Here is an 18,771-nt window from a genome sequence, read left to right as displayed (position 1 = left end):
TTGGTGCTTCTTCATTTTTGTGGCACAAGCTTTGCAGTGTAGAGCAATAATAAGAGTTATATATCAGTTTAAGATTTGTCCTTACCAGAGGATGACTGATTTTTTTTAAACTTAAATACAATTGCCATGAGAAGATCGATAATAAAGAAGTTGGTTGCCAGTATAGTATTGGTAGCAGCAATTATATTTTCAGGACTACCTACTTTTGCTCAATACAGATCTCATAAAGATGAGAGAAAAGAGAATAGTAAGTATACCAAGCGAACTAAAGGGCATAAGCACGATAAGAAGAAAGATTATCATGCAAAGAGCCATAAGAAGAATAACCATCATGATAAGTATTCTAAGGTAAAGACTAGACACTATGATGGAGATCGTTATCATAACGATAGAGTAGTGACACGTCATGATAATCATCGATACAATAGTCGTGCTAATCGTGGACACAATCACCACAAACATGCTGCTCGTCGTTATTACAAACGTCATGGACATAGATGTTATGCACATCCAAGATATGGGAATGTTGTAGTGAAATTCTCAGTTCGACCAACTATTATTAATCATTGCGATGGTGATTTCTATTATGTAAGAGGGCGTTATTATCAGTATTATCCAGAGCTTGGTTATATAAGAGTTGATGCTCCAGAGGCGGCTTGTTTTGATCATATTCCTGATGGGTGTGAACGTGTTTCACATCGAGGAGGCGTTTATTTTAGACTTGGTGATCTTAGCTTTGTAAAAGATGGTAGAGGATTTCGATTGGCCGGATCAATTGAATTGTAATAGAATAATTAGATAGTTTGAATGAAAAGAGGCGCCAATGGCGCCTCTTTTCATTATACCAGCCCTTGAGCTAACATGGCTTCGGCAACTTTTACGAAACCTCCAATATTAGCTCCATCCATATAATTGATAAAGCCATCTTTTGTTTTGCCATATTTTACACAAGTGGTATGAATATCTTGCATAATTCGCTTTAAATGGCCGTCAACTTCTTCACGAGTCCAACTCATCCGCAAAGAGTTTTGTGACATTTCCAATCCAGAAACAGATACTCCCCCAGCATTTGCAGCCTTGCCAGGTCCATAAAGAATTTTATTTTTGATATAAACTTCAATCGCATCAGGTGTGGAAGGCATATTGGCCCCTTCAGAAACACAAATACAACCATTGTTTATTAATAATTCGGCCTCTTCTTTATCGATTTCATTTTGTGTTGCACAAGGTAGGGCAACATCGCATTTTATTTTCCAAGGTCTTTCGTTTGGGTAATATTCAGCGCCGAACTTTTTAGCATATTCCTCAATTCTTCCTCTCTTTATATTTTTTAATCGCATGACAAATTTTAATTTCTCAGCGTCAATGCCATCAGGATCATGGATGAAACCTGAAGAATCAGAAAGTGTGACAACTTTACCCCCAAGTTCATTTACTTTCTCGGTTGTGAACTGAGCTACATTTCCCGAACCCGAAACAGTTACAATCTTATCTTTGAAACTATCATTTATAGTTTTAAGCATTTCGTCAGCAAAATAAACAGTACCATATCCTGTTGCTTCAGGGCGAATTAAACTGCCTCCCCATTCCCTTCCTTTACCAGTAAGAACACCTGTGAATTCGTTTTTCAATCTTTTATACTGACCAAATAGGAAGCCAATTTCACGACCACCAACACCAATGTCACCGGCTGGAACATCAGTATTGGGTCCTATATGCTTTGAAAGTTCAGTCATGAAACTTTGGCAGAACCTCATCACTTCACCATCCGTTTTTTGTTTCGGATCGAAATCAGATCCACCTTTCCCACCACCCATGGGCAGTGTTGTTAGACTATTTTTGAATACCTGTTCAAAGGCTAAGAATTTTAATATGCTAAGATTCACCGTTGGGTGAAAACGAAGCCCACCTTTATAGGGTCCAATTGCAGAGTTCATTTCAACTCGGTAACCTCTATTGACTTGAATTTCTCCTTTGTCATCTACCCAGGGGACTCTGAAAATAATAATACGTTCAGGTTCTGACATACGCTCAAGAATCTTCGCATTCTTATATTTTGGGTTGTCTTCAATAAAATTGAGCAGCGACTCTGCTACCTCATGCACAGCCTGATGGAATTCTATTTCACCTGGATTCCGATTCTTTAAGTTATTCATGAATTCCTCTCCAAAGCTTGATCTTTTTGTGCTTGTCATCGTACTTGTCATCTTTGTGGTTTTAGGTTGGAAAATCGATCTTGTTATTAAATGAGTAATTATTGAATTCCATAGATTGAGAATAATCTAGTAGATATAGATCCCTTATTAAAGGTAAAAAAGAAATACTTGAGAGTCAAGATTTTATATGATCTGATTTTTTGTTAAATTTAGAAGTGTGCAAAATATAAGCTTATGACATCAAAACCAGATAAAAGAAATGTTTCTCGATTAGCAAAGGAGAATATTGAGAGATTGAAGGAGTTAGCTGCTATTAATAAAACGACTGGAATTATTAAAGAGGCAAAGTCAATTCCCGATACTTTGCAGCATATCAGTTTTATTTTGAAAGACGCCATGCAGTATCCTCCTTATACTTCATCGCGTATAACTTTTGATGGGAAACATTATATAAGCCCTGGTTTTAGTGAATCTCAATGGGTTTTGAAACAAACTTTTGGTTGCATTGATAAGCGAACAGGATTAATAGAAATCTTTTACACCAAAGAGTTCCCTAATTTAGATGAAGGTCCTTTTCTCAAAGAGGAGAGAGATTTAATTAATAATATATCAAATATGATCTCGGGTTATATCAATACTGAGGCAGGAAAGTATTTGATAACGAAAACGAAGGAGGGGTATTCGGACGATGAATACATTGAGGGACCATTTGTACGGGTTGAGAATAGAAATCTTCTGAATGACTATTTGAATCGAAATAATGCGAACCGTGATGTATATCACGACTTAATGCCTTTTAAGGTTAAGGAGATTTTGTTGGTAGCAAACCTTTACGATGCGTATAATATTGAACGAGAGGGGCGGTTTACTGAGCAGATTTACGACGAGTATCATCAGCTTAATCTATCTTCTATGCCCAGGGTAACAGGAGTTTCTTGTTGTGATGAAGCTTTGAAACAGTTACGATCCAAGCATTTCGATATGATAATTGTAATGGTTGGTGTGGATAAAAAAACACCCATTGAGCTTAGTGAAAGGGTGAAGAAAGATTTCCCTTATATCTCAATATTTCTTTTGTTGAATAATGATGCAGATGTTGGTTTTTATGAAGAACAACGTGACAGTTTGCACTGTGTTGATAAGATGTTTGTGTGGAATGGCGAGTCTCAGGTGTTTATTGCCATGATTAAGAGTTTGGAGGATAAGGTTAATGCTGAGAACGATACAGATGTGGGATTGGTGAGAGTCATTCTACTTGTGGAGGATTCGGCTAAGTACTATTCCCGTTATTTGCCTTTGTTGTATCAGAGTGTTATGGCTCAAACTCAGAGAATAATTGATGATGTGACTACTGATCCTCAATATAAAATATTGAGGATGCGTGCACGCCCAAAGATTCTATTGGCTTCTAATTATGAGGAAGCAATGTCTATTTATAGTCGGTATAAAGATTATCTTCTATGCTTGATATCTGATGTAAAGTATAAGGTGAACGAGGTGATGGATGAAAAGGCAGGGTTTAAACTTGTTGAGCAGATTAGAGGTGAATTGCCTAACCTACCTGCAATTCTACAATCATCAGAAGTTGGTAATGCATCTCATGCCCATGAGTTAAAATGCAGTTTTATAGATAAGAATTCAGATAGTTTACGTCAGGATATCCGTGCCTTTATTGAGGAATATCTAGGCTTTGGTGATTTTGTGTACAAGAATATTCATGGGGATCCGATTGTAACGGCTAAATCGCTTAGAGAGTTCGAAGAGCATTTATATAATATTCCAGCCGAATCTATAATCTATCACGCCAATCGAAATAACTTTTCTTTGTGGTTAATGGCTCGTGGAGAAGTCAAGATTGCAAAGATGATAGCCCGTTACAAAACGACAGATTTTAAATCGGCAGAAGATATTCGAGCTTATTTGATAAGTATGATCCATGAGTTTCGGAATGAAAAACGTAAAGGAAAGATCGTTGCCTTTAAATCTCAACCAGGCTTTAATGCTGAGAATATTGTGTCATTATCTCCCGGATCCTTGGGGGGGAAAGGTAGAGGTTTGGCTTTTATCAACTCAATGCTCTACAATTTGAACTTGAGTAGCTATGTGCCTGGAATTAATGTAAAAGCTCCCATGACTGCTGTAATTGGTATTGATGAGTATATAAGTTTTATGGAGCGTAATGATTTGGTAAATAAGATTAAGCAAGTCTCAGACTATGCAGAAATTCAGCAACTATTCTTAAAAGGCAGCTTAAGGTCACGATTAAAGAATCGAATCAAGCATATACTTTCAAATTTTGATAAACCATTGGCTATTCGTTCTTCGGGCTTATTTGAGGATTCTCTTCAGCAGCCCGTAGCGGGAATTTTTCAAACCTATTTACTTCCTAATAGTAATCCTGATTTAAATAAAAGACTTGATCAGGTTTTAGATGCGATTAAATTGGTTTATGCTTCTGTTTTTTCTAATGAATCTCAAACGAGTATCTATGGGAGTAATTATTCTGTAGATGAGGAAAGAATGGGAATTGTAATACAAGAAGTCGTTGGTAATACGTATGGCGATTATTTTTATCCACATATCAGTGGTGTTGCACAATCGTATAATTATTACCCTTACGGACACATGAAACCTGAGGATGGTTTTGCAGTTATAGCTGTCGGGCTCGGAAAATATGTTGTTGATGGTGAAAAAGCTTATCGGTTTTCACCAGCATTCCCATCAAGTGAGAATAATACTGCTAAGGATCAATTCAAGAATTCACAACTCGAATTTTATGCGGTGAATTTAAAAAAGGAGGAGTTGAATTTGCTCGAAGGAGATACAGCAGGTCTTATTCGTTTGGATATTGATGAAGCTGAAGATCATGGAACATTAACGCATTGTGCATCAGTTTACGATGCTGAAAATGATATTATCAGTCCAGGCTTGGATAAATATGGACCGAGGATTGTAAATTTCGCTAATATCTTGAAATACGATTATATTCCTTTGGCTAAAACCATTCGGACAGTACTTGAGATTGTTGAAGAGGCAATGGGTTCAGCCGTTGAGATAGAGTTCTCTGTTGATTTGAATAGAGATGAAGATGGAAAGTCATCCTTTTATATTTTGCAGATAAAACCCTTAGTAGCCGGAGCGGACGATTATAATATCGATATGGACTCTATTAATCCAGCTACAAGCTTGATGTTCTCTAATAAAGGAATGGGGAATGGTTTAGTTGAAGATATTACGGATGTTATTTTTGTTGATCCAGATCTGTTTGAGAAAGATCTGACATCTGGGATTGCAGATAAAATTGCTGAGATTAATCAAAAAATGGAAAATGAAGATCGACATTATATCCTTATCGGACCTGGACGTTGGGGAACTCGTGATAGATGGATTGGTATCCCAGTGAAGTGGAAAGATATTTCCAGATCTAAGCTGATTGTAGAAACCAGTTATAAAGATTACCCATTGGAAGCCTCCTCAGGATCTCATTTTTTCCACAATGTAACCTCTATGAATATTGGTTATTGTTCGGTATATCATCATTCAAAAGATTCACACATCGATTATGAAATGTTTAAGGCTCAAGAGTTGGTTGAGGCTGATGGTGCCATTAAGCACGTGAGATTTAAAAAGCCGATAACTGTAAAAATGGATGGGAAAAAGCGTTTGGTGGTGGTCACAGAATAAGAGATTGGGATGAAAAAAGCTTCAAAAAGAGAGATTCTCTATTTGAAGCTTTAAAATATAAGTTTGAGTCTATTTCTTTCGAATCATCATTAAGCCGTGACGAATAGGAAGCAGTAGGTTTTCCACTCGCTCATCACCCTGAACATGTTTGTTGAAATCTAGAATGCCTTGTGTTTGTTTATCGTTTGGATCGATATCTTCAATAACTTTACCATCCCACAGTACATCGTCTGCTAAAATAAAACCTCCTTTTTTTAATAAAGGCATAATGGCTTCGTAGTATTCAATGTATTGACGTTTGTCAGCATCAATAAAAACCAAATCGAATTCACCTTTTAGTTTTGGAATGATATCCAAAGCATCTCCAATATGAAATTTAATACGCTCTTCGCAGCCCGACTTTTTGAAATATTTTCTCGTAAAACTTTCTAGCTCATCATTACAATCAATAGTATGAATTTCACATTCAGAAGAAGTTCCCATTGCCATTGATATGGCAGAATAGCCCGTGTAAGTCCCAATTTCCAAAACACGTTTAGGGTTTTGCATTTGGCAGATCATCTTTAGAAATCTTCCTTGTAGATGCCCCGAAAGCATTCTGGGACGCAACATCTTCACATGAGTTTCTCTATTTAAATCTTTTAGAACTTGATCTTCGTTTTCAGAGTGTCCTAGTATATAATCTTCCAGAGCTTTGTTTACTTCAATCATGATTTACTTATACATCAAAGTGGTTAAATGGTCTTTGTTTAATATCTCATTGGAGACCTCAAGTAATTCCTCAGCAGTAATGCTTTCTATCTTATCGTAAATATCTTGTTGTGAGTCGATTTTGTCGTATAATAAATAGCTTTTCCCAACGCTAAGCATCAAGTTTTCATTGTTTTCACATGAAATGGCTATTTGGCCTAAAATCTGATTTTTTGCTCGCGTCAATTGCATTGCACCCATTTTTTTTGAGCACAGCAAATCCATTTCTTTATAAATAAGCGATAAGCATTTGTCAAGGTAGCCCTTGTCAGTTCCGAAATAGATGCTTACTACACCTGTATCAACGTAAGGAGAATAGCCCGCTTCAATATTGTAAGCCAAGCCATGTCGCTCTCTTAAGGTAAGATTCAAACGAGAATTCATACCTGGACCACCCAAAAGATTTGTAAGTAGTGATAAGGGTATTCTTCTGTCGTCGTTTAAATCATATGCGACATTGCCCAATATGCAATGACGTTGATGTGTATTTTTTTCAAGTATAAGCGTGCGTGGCTTATATATTTTAGGTTTTATCCTTTTATGAGTCCGTATGTTTTGAGGGATCTCACCAAAAAATCGTTCAACCATTTTCACCAATTTCTTAAATGAGATATTTCCAACCGATGAAATAACCATTTGATCAGTATGGAAATTGTTCTTTATGAAGTTTTGGATGTTTTCCTTCGTGAATTTCTTAATGTTTTCAGGAGTGCCCAGAATATTTCTACCAATGGGATCGTGTTTGAATATTAAGTCTTCAAAATCATCAAAAATTAATTCTGATGGACTGTCTTTATATGAATTAATCTCGTCGAGAACAACCTCTTTTTCTTTTTCCAGTTCTTTTTCTGGAAAAATTGAGTTAAAACTGATGTCGCTGATTAGTTCTAAAGCTCTTTTATAGTCCTTATCTAAGAAAGTAGCATAAATACAAGTTTCCTCTTTTGTGGTATAAGCATTAAGTTCCCCACCCACATCTTCCATTCTATTTAGAATGTGGTAGGCCTTGCGTTTACTTGTTCCTTTGAAAATTACATGCTCAATAAAGTGGGCAATGCCCCATTCGTCTTCACTTTCATCGCGAGATCCGGTATTTAGAATGATTCCACAGTGCGCTACTTTTTGATCCACCTGACGATGGATTAAACGGATACCATTTGATAATGTGTGAGTTTCGAAAAGCATATAGAATTTTATTAAGCTGCAAAGGTAATAAGAACTTTATATATCAATTAAAATACCTGCTTATTTTCGTAGAATTTATTTGGAGGCCATAAATTTTTGCTTACTTTTGTGTCGCTCAAGTAAAGCGGTGCCATAGCTCAGTTGGTAGAGCAATGGACTGAAAATCCATGTGTCCCCGGTTCGATTCCAGGTGGCACCACATATAAAACTTGACAAACAAATTATAATAAGGTGCCATAGCTCAGTTGGTAGAGCAATGGACTGAAAATCCATGTGTCCCCGGTTCGATTCCAGGTGGCACCACTATTATTTTTTGAATAACCTTTTGGGTGCCATAGCTCAGTTGGTAGAGCAATGGACTGAAAATCCATGTGTCCCCGGTTCGATTCCAGGTGGCACCACCCAGAAAGCCGATCTTATTGATCGGCTTTTTTTGTATCCCTATTTACCCTTCCTAAAAATAATTTAGCATTCAAATTTTGTTCAAAGAGCTATGTTTAGTTATGTCGTGAAGATGTTATTTTTTTTATGTTCCAATTTTTAAAACTTTAAATGTTAAAGTTTAGATATTTGATGAATAAAAATTGTAATTTAGATATCCCATGAAAAAAGATTTAGAATTGACTATATGCTTGAAAGTGTATGGTTTCATCTTCTAGGTTTCAAGGAGAATAATAGTTTTTGGAATATAAATTAGTATGAATAATAAATTAAGCACACTTATTCTTGATGACGATCCTGTCTACTTAAAACTAGCACAATGTAGGTTGAAAAAGGATTTTGTTGTTTATACGGCACTATGTCCGTCTGATGCTTTTGATTTATTATTGAAAGAACGGATTGATGTTTTAATTTGTGACTTCAATCTTCCAGAGATGACTGGTGTGGAGGTTTTGAAAAATGTGAAGGAGATTCATCCTGAGACCGATGTGATTATGGTTAGTGGGAGCGCTGAAGATTGGCAGATTAAGGAAGCTTTTGATTCCGGTGCTATTGATTTTTTGCAAAAACCGATTGAGTATAAAGCCTTAAAAATATCTATAGGAAGGGGGAAAAGCTTTGTTTCCTTAAAGAAGAAAAGTAAGGAGATTGAAAAACATTCTTCTTTTTTGAGTCAGAAGCTGAATGGCCAACAATCGTTAGACTTTGTTTATTGCAGTGAATCTATGCGTCAAGTTCAATGTGCGATGGAAGAGTTAGCAAAGGACGATCAAGTGCCAGTTATCATTACTGGTGAAATTGGTTTGTATAAAGATTCTATTGCTCGTGGAATTCATAATCTAAGTGGTAGATCTGTAAAAAACTTTATTGCAATTAATATGGCTTCTGTTTCAGATGCGATGTTTGAAAAGAAGTATTTTGGTTTCAAGCAAAATAGAAAGGGCAAGCAGAAGGATGAGTTTGGATGGTTTGAAATTGCCAAAGGTGGCACTCTCTTTTTTGATGAAATTATTGACCTATCTATTTATCAACAGGCAAAATTGTATTCAGTTCTTCAAAATAAGTCATATACCAAGATTGGTTCAAAAGTAAAGGTTGATGTTGACGTTCGATTGATCTCGGCTTGTAGTGATACTTTGCACGGGTTGAAATCTAAAAATAATTTCCGAATGGATTTATTGCAGAAGCTTAATGGGTATAATTTATTTATCCCACCACTTCGCGATAGGCAAGAAGATATTCCTTTTCTGATGAATTATTTTATACGTCAGTATTCAGAGAAAATGAGAAAAACCATTCGTGGATTCGATCCATATGCTGAGCGTAAGCTAATTGAATATGCCTACCCTGGAAATACTCAAGAATTATCAAATTTGATAGAACGTGCCGTGATGCTTTGTGATGGGGATTCGTTGAATTTAGATCATTTCCCATCATTTGTAAGTGAAAAGGAAGGACATTCTACTTTGGTGAATAGCTTCGATTTAGCTTTGATTGAGCGTGAAGTGATTATCCGAGCTTTAAAAGAGTGCAATTTTAATAAAGCACATGCGGCAAAACTTCTTAACTTGAATTGGAACGCTCTGCATAGAAGACTCCAAAAATTCAATATCGACCTTCCCGAGCATGCTTTGTAGTTTGTATAAGTAATGTCAAATAGATTTCTTATTTTCGTATATGTTGAAATCTATTCTTCAGTTTATAATTATCAGCCATTTCTCAATTGTTGTGTCTTTTGCACAGCAGACTAAGGGTGATTTCCCTTTTACTTCTGTTAAAGATGTTCCTGAACTTATTCAAAATGAACTATTGAAAGAGGGCCATATTAAAATTCAGATCTACTTAATTCGTCATGCTAAGCCCAATTTGCATAAGAGGTTTTTAAGCTCTTCAGATCAAGCTCAAGAGTATATTGAGAGTTATAATAAGGCACCTATTCATGATATAGAATTGAATAAGGTGAAAGTTGACTTAAAAAAGGCACATCAAATTTATTGTTCAAGCTTAGTTCGTTCTCAAGAAACAGCTCTGAGTTTATTTGGCGACTCATATGTAATTGTATCCGATAGTATTTTCAGGGAATTTGAACTGAGAATTGTTCGTGCAAACTCTATTGTGAAACTCCCCTTAGACCTTTGGAAAGGCGTTAGTCGTCTTTTTTGGTTGTTCGGCTGCAATCATAAGGGTATAGAAAGTCATAAAGCAGCCAAAAAGCGAGTTGTTTTGGCTGCCGATAATCTAGAAAAACTTGCTAGTCAGGAAGAAACTGCTATCTTGGTAGGACATGGCATGATAAATGCGGCTATTGCAAAAGAGTTGAAAAAACGCGGTTGGAATGTTATCTGTAAAAAAGGACATCTAAATTTGGGTGCAACTGTTTTGCAAAAAATCATTTCTGAAGAAAAAAAGAATAAGTTTTGAGATGTACTGCTGTGCGTTTATGAACACTAGTTGTACCAGCAGTGAACACTTGCTTTTCTTAAGGTTGATCCGTATCTGGCCTATATGTAGCGTATTGTGTGTTTCGGTATTGAAATTGATTAATATGGTGTGGTTAAGGAAAATATTTTTAAAAGTGAAAGGGCTTGTCCTGCTTTTGTCTCTTTTCATGCTTTTGTATAATGCACAGGCTCAGAAAAAGGAACAATTAAGTTCGGGTGCATTTTCGTCCTATGACAAAATTTTTTCAGGTGATGTTAATAAGATCAATCTGCCTGATTATTTGGATGGTCCCCATTTTTTCTGGGGAAAGAATAATAAAGTCAAGGTTTGGTATGTTTCTCATAAGCATTCCAATAATACCATGGAGGTAAAAGAGAAGATTGTTAATGTAAAGAAGGATTCTGTAAGATTTAAGGGATTGTTTGGTGATAAGAATCGATACTGGTTGAAAAAGCAGAAGCCTGAACCAGGCCAGTCAGAATACTCGGAGGTTGATTCTATAATGGTTGTGGGTGATGTTCATGGTGAATTCAACACCATGGAGAAGCTTTTAGTCGCGAACAAAGTGATTAGTGCAAAAGGAGATTGGATATTTGGAAAGAATCACTTGGTGTTTGTAGGAGATATTTTTGATAGAGGCGATCAGGTAACTGAAGCTTTGTATTTTATTAGACGGATATCTAGACTGGCTAGAGAGAAAGGAGGGAGAGTTCATCTTATATTGGGCAATCATGAGGTAATGGTGTTGATGAATGACTCTCGTTATATAGCGCCTAAGTATAGAAATTTGAGTAAGCGATTGTTAACGAACTATTATAATTTTTATGCAGAAAATACTGATTTAGGTAGATGGTTGAGGTCTTTAAATGCTGTTCTTAAAATCAATGATAAGCTATTTGTTCATGGAGGCTTGTCTTATGACGTGGTTGAGAAAAAGCTGTCTATTAATCAGATTAATAAGGATATTCGGTACAGTTTATTAAATGCTAGATCGATGTCAGCTAAAGAGCTGAAAAAGAAAATTTATTTTCCGGGAAATCCTTTGTGGTATAGAGGATATATGATGGAATCGAGATATTACTCAAGAATTACAGAATCTGAGGTTGATGAGGTTTTGAAGTATTACAATGTAAAGCAAATCATGTTCGGACATACCGAGCTTGAAGAAATTAGTTTTTTATTCCAGAAAAAATTGTGTGCATTAAATGTGCCTATGGGTTATGTTCAATTCCGACCGCAAATATTACTAATTGTTGGTGATCAGTTTTATCGCTGTTTGTTGAATGGAGAAAAGGAGTATATCAAATAATTGAAAGAGCTCTTTCTTCTTCGAAAATCATAATATTAAGATGAAGGATATAAAGTTGTTTATATTACTGTTGATTTTAATAGCAGGGGGAATCGATTTTCAAGTTCTAGCTAGTTCCCAAAATAGGGATAGTCTTGCTTTTACTGATCTTTTTTCTGAGGAAAAACCACTTCTAATTGATCTTTGTGCCGATTACGTCAGTCTTTTTGATGATGTTTCAGATAAAAGAGTCTATCATGATGCTAAATTTAGAGTGAAGAGCCCTTCCTCTGCTTTTAGCGATATGACAGTTAAGGTTAAAACAAGAGGCAATTTCCGTTTACGTAAGCAAACGTGCAACTTCCCACCTTTAAGGTTTAAATTTGAAGCTAATCAAACTAGGGGAACTATTTTTCACGGGCAGGATAAGCTAAAATACGTGAGTCATTGTCAAAATTTCAGGAAGGACTATGAGATGCACACTCTTGAGGAATTTCTAATATATAGAATGTATAATGTTTTTACCGATTATAGCTATCGGGTACGTTTGGCTCATATTAATTTTATAGATGTTAATAGGCGGGATACGATTCAGCGATATGGCTTTTTTATAGAGGATAAGGAACATTTGGCAGATAGAATAGGACGTCAGCCTTTGAAGTTTCGAAATGTCAAACAATACCAAGTGTTACGTTCTAATATACTAGTTCTTTCTTTGTTTCAATGTATGATAGGAAATTGTGATTGGGATGTCTCACGTTTGCACAATGTAGATCTGATGTCGGTTAATGAGCACAGTTTACCTGTCGCAGTGCCATATGATTTCGATTGGTCTGCAATTATCGCCTATGACTACTTTGTTCCCGATCCACAAATAGACTTAGAATCAAAATATAAAAGACGATATAAAAGTTATAGGTGGTCTGATGAGGAATTTGAAACTGCTTTTGCTTCATTTCATGAGCATCGCGACGAGTTAATGAGTTTGATAACTGATTTTACTTATCTCGAAAAGGACAATCGTCTTAAATTACTTGCATATGTTTCTGAATTCTACGATTTAATTTCGTCTAAAAATGATGTGAAAGAATACATCTTGAAACAAGCAAAAAAGATTCCTACAGATCAATAATAAGTTTCTTCTTCTTCTTCTCATTATTTCACCCATTTCTGGCATGAAATGAAACATTGTCAATAAATTTTATTTAGTGTTTTAATCTTTTCTGTTTTGCACCCCCTTTTCCGAAGGGGGTGTTTCTTGTTATTTGGATTAAATGTTTGACAGACCCCTTATTTCAAAATAGACTTTGCTAAATAAAATCTTTTTCTCATCTTTGCAATGTCATTCTAAGGGGGTGTGTCTCTGAAAAACATGTTTTTTAGAAGTGAAGCCCTTTATTCTAACTTATAAACCAAATAACCATGTCCACTATTCGTTTTCAAGCTTTAACAGAGCTTTTATCAAGGGTTCCTAAGGAAGTCCATTTACCATCAAACAAGGTGACCGATTATTATGGAGATCTCGTATTTAATACGGACTCTATGAGAAAATACCTATCGAAAGAAGCTTTTAAAGCTGTAATGGATGCTAATCAGAATGGTGGCGCTATCGAGAGAAAAATGGCTTCGGGTGTTGCTGCGGGTATGAAAGCTTGGGCAATCGAAAACCGTGTGACCCACTACACACACTGGTTTCAGCCATTGACAGATGGTACTGCAGAGAAACATGATGGTTTTATTGACTTCGGTGATGGTGGTCATATGATTGAAAATTTTTCAGGTGACTTGTTAACTCAACAAGAACCAGATGCTTCTTCTTTCCCATCAGGAGGTATTCGTCAGACATTTGAGGCTCGTGGCTATACGGCTTGGGATGTGTCTTCGCCAGCCTTTATTGTAGGAACAACACTTTGTATCCCTACTATATTTATTTCATACACAGGTGAAGCTCTTGATTATAAAGCGCCATTACTTAAGGCCTTGGCAGCTGTTGATGAGGCTGCTGTGGGAGTTTGTCAGTATTTCGATAAGAATGTAACTAAGGTTCATACTAACTTAGGTTGGGAGCAGGAGTATTTTCTGATTGATGAGGCTTTGTATCAGGCTCGTCCAGACTTGGTTTTGACGGGTCGTACACTAATGGGACATTCTTCGTCGAAAGATCAGCAGTTGGATGATCACTACTTTGGGTCGATTCCAGAGCGTGTTACTAACTTCATGATGGAATTGGAACTAGAATGTCATAAATTAGGTATCCCTGTAAAGACACGTCACAATGAGGTGGCTCCATCTCAGTTCGAGTTGGCTCCTATTTACGAGGAAGCTAACTTGGCTAATGACCACAATCAATTGTTGATGGATGTGATGAAAAAAGTTGCTCGTCATCATAAATTTAGAGTTTTGTTTCACGAGAAGCCATTTGCTGGAATCAATGGTTCAGGTAAGCATAACAACTGGTCGTTGGGTACCGATACAGGTGTTGTTTTATTAGCTCCAGGTAAAAATCCAAAAGCAAATATTCAGTTCTTGTGTTTTGTTGTGAACACCTTAATGGCAGTTTTTAAAAACCAAGACTTATTGCGTGCTTCTATTTTAACAGCATCCAATAGTCATCGTTTGGGAGCAAATGAAGCACCACCATCAATAATGTCTGTTTTCCTAGGTGATGAGGTTTCTAAGATGTTAGATAGAATTGTAGAGGAAGTTGGAGAAAGAAAGATGACTCCAGATGAGAAGACTGCATTGAAACTGGGTATTGGTCGTATTCCTGAGATTATTCTTGATAATACAGATCGTAACCGTACTTCACCTTTTGCTTTCACCGGAAACAGATTTGAGTTCCGCGCTGTGGGTTCAAGTTCTAATAATGCGGCAGCGATAACAGCCTTGAATGCGGCTGTTGCTGTTCAGTTACATGAATTTAAAGCTTCCGTTGATTTCTTAATCGAAGAAGGTATTAAGAAAGATGAGGCTATCTTTCAGGTGATGAAGAAGATGATTATCGAATCGAAACCAATTCGCTTCAATGGTGATGGGTATTCTGACAATTGGGTATTGGAAGCTGCCGAAAGAGGTTTGACTAATATCAATAGTGTACCAGAGTCAACGTCGAAATACTTAGATTCTGCTGCTAGAAATGCCTTGGTTGGTAGTGGTGTGATGACTGAGAAAGAACTTGAAGCTCGTGTTGAAGTTGAGATGGAGAAATTTACCAAGAAGATTCAGATTGAATCACGTGTACTTGGTGATTTGGCCATTAACCATATTGTGCCCGTAGCGGTAGCTTATCAGACTAAGTTGATACGGAATGTTCAAGGTTTGAGAGATATTTTCACTAACAGTGAGTTTGAAGAATTAGCAGGAGCTAGAAAAAATTTGATCAAGCAGATTTCATCTCACATCTCTGCAATTAAAGCTCTGGTGAAAGCTATGGTAGAAGCTCGTAAAGAGTGTAATTTGATTGAAGATGCTACTGAATCGGCCTATGCATACGATAAGAATGTATGTCATTATTTAGAAGATATCAGATATCATATCGACAAGCTTGAATTGATTGTTGATAATGAAATGTGGCCATTGCCTAAGTATCGCGAATTACTATTCAACAATTAGAATAAAAGGCGAAAGCCCATATATTAATAAGCAGATTAGAAAGAGCTCCCAATTGGGGCTCTTTTTTTGTTTGATTTGCTTAATGATATTTATTGGGTTCAATAGGAAATGAGTCGAGATATTTATGTTCTTAATATAAGAGGAAAGCTTATCTGCTTTTGTATCTTTATCAGGAATTCCTAAATTGGAAAGTCAATTTTATTTTGCACTATTTATACTGTTGTTAATATGAAGGTTTTAGCAGGAACTACACTTAGTCTTTCGTTGTTGTTTTGCATGGCGTGTTCTCCACAATACTACGCTCGCAAAGGCGATCAGTTGTTTGATAAAGGATTGTATCACCAATCAGAATCTAAATACGATAAGGCTTACGAAAAATCAGACGATCATATATTCAAATCTGATGTAGCCCTCAAAGCGGGACTTTGTTTTGAGAAAATAAATCAACCTAAGAAAGCTGCACGTTGGTATAAAAAAGCAACGCGAAGAAGAGATTCTTTTCCAGATGCTTTGACCCACTTAGTTCAGGTTGAAATAAAGAATGGAAATATTGAAGATGCAGAAGAGGCCTTTTCCATTTATAAGGATTATGTGCCCGAAAATGCAAGAGGAGCTGAAGAGAGGCTAGTAGAGGTTTTTGAAAGAATAAAAGAGTGGAAAGAGAATCCTCAAGCATATAAAATTCGCCCCATGGACAATCTGAATACTCGGGCTAGTGAATTTGCCCCTCTTTATTTAAGAGGTGATACAAATACTATTGTTTTCACAAGTACCCGTAAAGGAGCATTCGGAGTTAAACAAGATGGCGTAACAGGTGATAAATTCTCTAATCTTTACCGTTCTGATTATACGAATGAGGTAAAAAGAGATGTAAAGAATAAAAGAGGAAAGGTTATTGGTTCTAAAACAATAATCAAGGATGAATTTATTTGGCAAAGACCTGTCAGTATAGGTGATGGCGTAAATTCTGTCTTTAATGATGGAGCAGCATGTGTTGATTTGGAGACAAATACCTTGTATTTCACATCTTCTCGGAAAGTTGATGGAAAAGATAGAGGACCTAAGATTTATAGTATCGCCATGCAGGGAGATGCATGGGGCGAATTGAATAAGATTGATATTGTTGCTGATTCGCTTTCAGTTGGACACCCTTCTATTTCTGCTGATGGTGAAACTCTTTATTTTGCATCAGATATGGCTGGTGGTTATGGTGGAAACGATATTTGGATGGTGAAGTCAGAAGGTGGCAAATGGGGAAGTCCTGTCAATATGGGTGCTGATATCAATACAGACAAGGAGGAGAAATTTCCATACATCCGAGATAATGGGATGTTATATTTTGCATCTGATAGATATGAAGGAATGGGAGGTTTGGATTTATATGTGGCGAAACCTCGCGCTGATGTTTGGGATGTAGAGAATATGAGATACCCAATAAATTCTGAAGCGGATGATTTTAGTATCGTTTTCCAATCTGGTGAAAATAAAGGTTTGTTTGCATCTTCAAGGAATAAAGGAAATGATGATATATTTTCATTTGAGAAAATGGAAGTTGATTCATTGTTAATTGAAATTGCAGAGGGTCGAATAAGTTTTGATGAGGGATTAGCCGGAAAGAATATTCGGGTTAAAATGGAATCCGATAAAGGTGAGAAATCGAATATTAGCTTAGATGAGAATGGTGTGTTTAAGTTGCCTATTCATGCTGAGACAAAATATACCATAACGGTTTCGGGTGAAGATTTCTTAACTGAAAAAAAAATGATAGAGACTGGTCAAGTGAATGAGAAGCTAAATATTGATCTGAATTTTGAATTAAAAGGAATAGGAGTACCCATCAGATTAAAAAGTGTTTTGTTTGGATTTAATGAGTGGGTGTTGACTGATCAAGCTAAGAATGCTTTGAATGATCTAGTGAAAACCATGAAAGAGCACGAAGATATTCTGATTGAATTAAGCTCGCATACCGACTATGTTGGTTCTAAAATAGTGAACGATAGTGTTTCTATGCTGAGAGCTCAGGTTTGTGTTGATTATTTGGTTGAGCAAGGTGTTGATAGCACTCGACTGAAAGCATTAAGCTTTGGTGAGACTAAGCCTTGGGTTGTTAAGCAAGAAGGTCAGGATAAATATCCATTTCTTAAAGTTGGGGACGTACTTAGTAAAGCGTTTATATACAAGCTAAGCAATGAGAAACAAAAGCAGGTTGCTATGCAGATGAATAGAAGAACAGAGATTAGAATTGAACGAATTGATAAAAAGCCAAAGGCAAGATTTAACAGATCAAAAAGATCGAAGAGATAGTTGAGAAATAGGGCTTTCGTTAAAGGGAAAAAATACTAACTTTACGACGGCAAAAAAATAACAAAAGCGTTCTGCCATGCAGAGCGCTTTTTTTACTACTATCCAACCATGAAAAAAGACGAAAGATACAATTTAAGAGGCGTTTCCGCATCGAAAGAAGATGTGCATAATGCAATAAAAAATATTGATAAAGGACTTTATCCAAAGGCTTTTTGTAAGGTGATTCCTGATTATCTTACTGGAGACGATGAGTACTGTAATATCATGCATGCTGACGGAGCAGGAACAAAATCGTCTCTAGCTTATATGTATTGGAAAGAAACAGGTGACTTATCGGTTTGGAAAGGGATTGCTCAGGATGCTATCATTATGAATCTTGATGATTTACTTTGTGTGGGTGCTGTTGATAATATCCTACTTTCGTCGACTATTGGTCGCAACAAAAAACTGATTCCAGGTGAAGTTATTTCCGAAATTATTAATGGAACTGAAGAATTGCTTGAAGAGTATCGTAAACTTGGTGTGAATATTTATTCAACGGGTGGAGAAACTGCTGATGTGGGTGATTTAGTACGTACAATCATTGTTGATTCTACCGTAACATGCAGAATGAAACGCGAAGATGTTATCACAAATGAAAAAATCCAAGCGGGTGACGTCATTGTTGGTTTGTCTTCATATGGTCAGTCTACATACGAGGAAACTTATAATGGTGGAATGGGATCTAATGGATTGACTTCTGCTCGTCACGATGTTTTCTCAAAGTATCTTGCTGAAAAATACCCAGAGAGTTTTGATGGAGCGGTTCCAGAGGATTTGGTGTATTCCGGGAATTGTAAATTAACCGATGCTGTTGAGGGTACTGATTTGGATGCTGGTAAATTGGTTTTATCTGCGACTCGTACTTTT

General features: G+C 36.4%; 12 protein-coding genes and 3 tRNA genes. 12 read left to right on the top strand and 3 right to left on the bottom strand.

The features are described from left to right. Positions 1-126 precede the first annotated feature (126 nt). A complete protein-coding gene (locus tag ABY905_RS05700; RefSeq protein WP_372641445.1) occupies positions 127-786 on the top strand; it encodes a DUF6515 family protein in 660 nt (219 codons plus the stop codon). A gap of 53 nt (positions 787-839) precedes the next feature. Here ABY905_RS05700 and gdhA read toward each other — a convergent pair whose 3' ends face one another. Then, the gene (gene gdhA / locus ABY905_RS05695; RefSeq protein ID WP_372641443.1) at positions 840-2,207 is read right to left on the bottom strand and encodes an NADP-specific glutamate dehydrogenase; all 1,368 of its coding nucleotides are present in this window, start codon (positions 2,205-2,207) and stop codon (positions 840-842) included. Positions 2,208-2,390: 183 nt separating this feature from the next. Here gdhA and ABY905_RS05690 point away from each other — a divergent pair, with 183 nt between their 5' ends. Further along, entirely contained in the window at positions 2,391-5,840 is a 3,450-nt protein-coding gene (locus ABY905_RS05690; protein WP_372641441.1) for a PEP/pyruvate-binding domain-containing protein, read from the top strand. A 69-nt stretch (positions 5,841-5,909) separates the two neighbouring features. Here the strand turns inward: ABY905_RS05690 and ABY905_RS05685 are convergent, their stop codons facing one another. Together ABY905_RS05685 and ABY905_RS05680 are read right to left on the bottom strand one after the other, a co-directional pair. Further along, entirely contained in the window at positions 5,910-6,551 is a 642-nt protein-coding gene (locus tag ABY905_RS05685; protein WP_372641439.1) for an O-methyltransferase, read from the bottom strand. Positions 6,552-6,554: 3 nt separating this feature from the next. Then, the gene (locus ABY905_RS05680) at positions 6,555-7,775 is read right to left on the bottom strand and encodes a M16 family metallopeptidase (protein WP_372641437.1); all 1,221 of its coding nucleotides are present in this window, start codon (positions 7,773-7,775) and stop codon (positions 6,555-6,557) included. Between the two features lie 126 nt (positions 7,776-7,901). Between ABY905_RS05680 and ABY905_RS05675 the strand changes: the two genes are divergently transcribed. The 10 genes from ABY905_RS05675 to ABY905_RS05630 all read left to right on the top strand — a co-directional run. Further along, positions 7,902-7,974 (top strand) — tRNA-Phe (locus ABY905_RS05675). Between the two features lie 31 nt (positions 7,975-8,005). Next, positions 8,006-8,078: transfer RNA gene (locus tag ABY905_RS05670), tRNA-Phe, on the top strand. Between the two features lie 25 nt (positions 8,079-8,103). Then, positions 8,104-8,176 (top strand) — tRNA-Phe (locus tag ABY905_RS05665). Between the two features lie 297 nt (positions 8,177-8,473). After that, positions 8,474-9,853 (top strand): sigma-54-dependent transcriptional regulator, encoded by a 1,380-nt coding sequence (locus ABY905_RS05660; RefSeq protein WP_372641435.1) that lies wholly within the window; start codon positions 8,474-8,476, stop codon positions 9,851-9,853. 40 nt (positions 9,854-9,893) lie between these two features. Further along, positions 9,894-10,637, top strand: a complete 744-nt coding sequence (locus tag ABY905_RS05655; protein WP_372641433.1) for a histidine phosphatase family protein — start codon at positions 9,894-9,896, stop codon at positions 10,635-10,637. Between the two features lie 124 nt (positions 10,638-10,761). Beyond that, positions 10,762-11,967, top strand: coding sequence for a metallophosphoesterase (locus ABY905_RS05650; RefSeq protein WP_372641431.1), 1,206 nt, complete (start codon positions 10,762-10,764; stop codon positions 11,965-11,967). Between the two features lie 40 nt (positions 11,968-12,007). Beyond that, positions 12,008-13,078: a hypothetical protein gene (locus ABY905_RS05645; protein ID WP_372641429.1), complete on the top strand. Its 1,071-nt coding sequence runs from the start codon at positions 12,008-12,010 to the stop codon at positions 13,076-13,078. Positions 13,079-13,368: 290 nt separating this feature from the next. Then, positions 13,369-15,558 carry a glutamine synthetase III gene (locus tag ABY905_RS05640; RefSeq protein WP_372641427.1) on the top strand — a complete coding sequence of 730 codons (2,190 nt, stop codon included), beginning with the start codon at positions 13,369-13,371 and terminating at the stop codon, positions 15,556-15,558. A gap of 228 nt (positions 15,559-15,786) precedes the next feature. Further along, positions 15,787-17,862, top strand: a complete 2,076-nt coding sequence (locus tag ABY905_RS05635) for an OmpA family protein (protein ID WP_372641425.1) — start codon at positions 15,787-15,789, stop codon at positions 17,860-17,862. Between the two features lie 108 nt (positions 17,863-17,970). Further along, a partial coding sequence (locus ABY905_RS05630) for an AIR synthase related protein (RefSeq protein WP_372641423.1) occupies positions 17,971-18,771 on the top strand: 801 nt, incomplete at its 3' end.

It is taken from the genome of Ancylomarina sp., from assembly GCF_041555295.1.
GTDB lineage: Bacteria > Bacteroidota > Bacteroidia > Bacteroidales > Marinifilaceae > Ancylomarina.
Note: the sequence above shows the minus strand (reverse complement) of the source record. Positions and strands in the feature narration are given on the sequence as shown.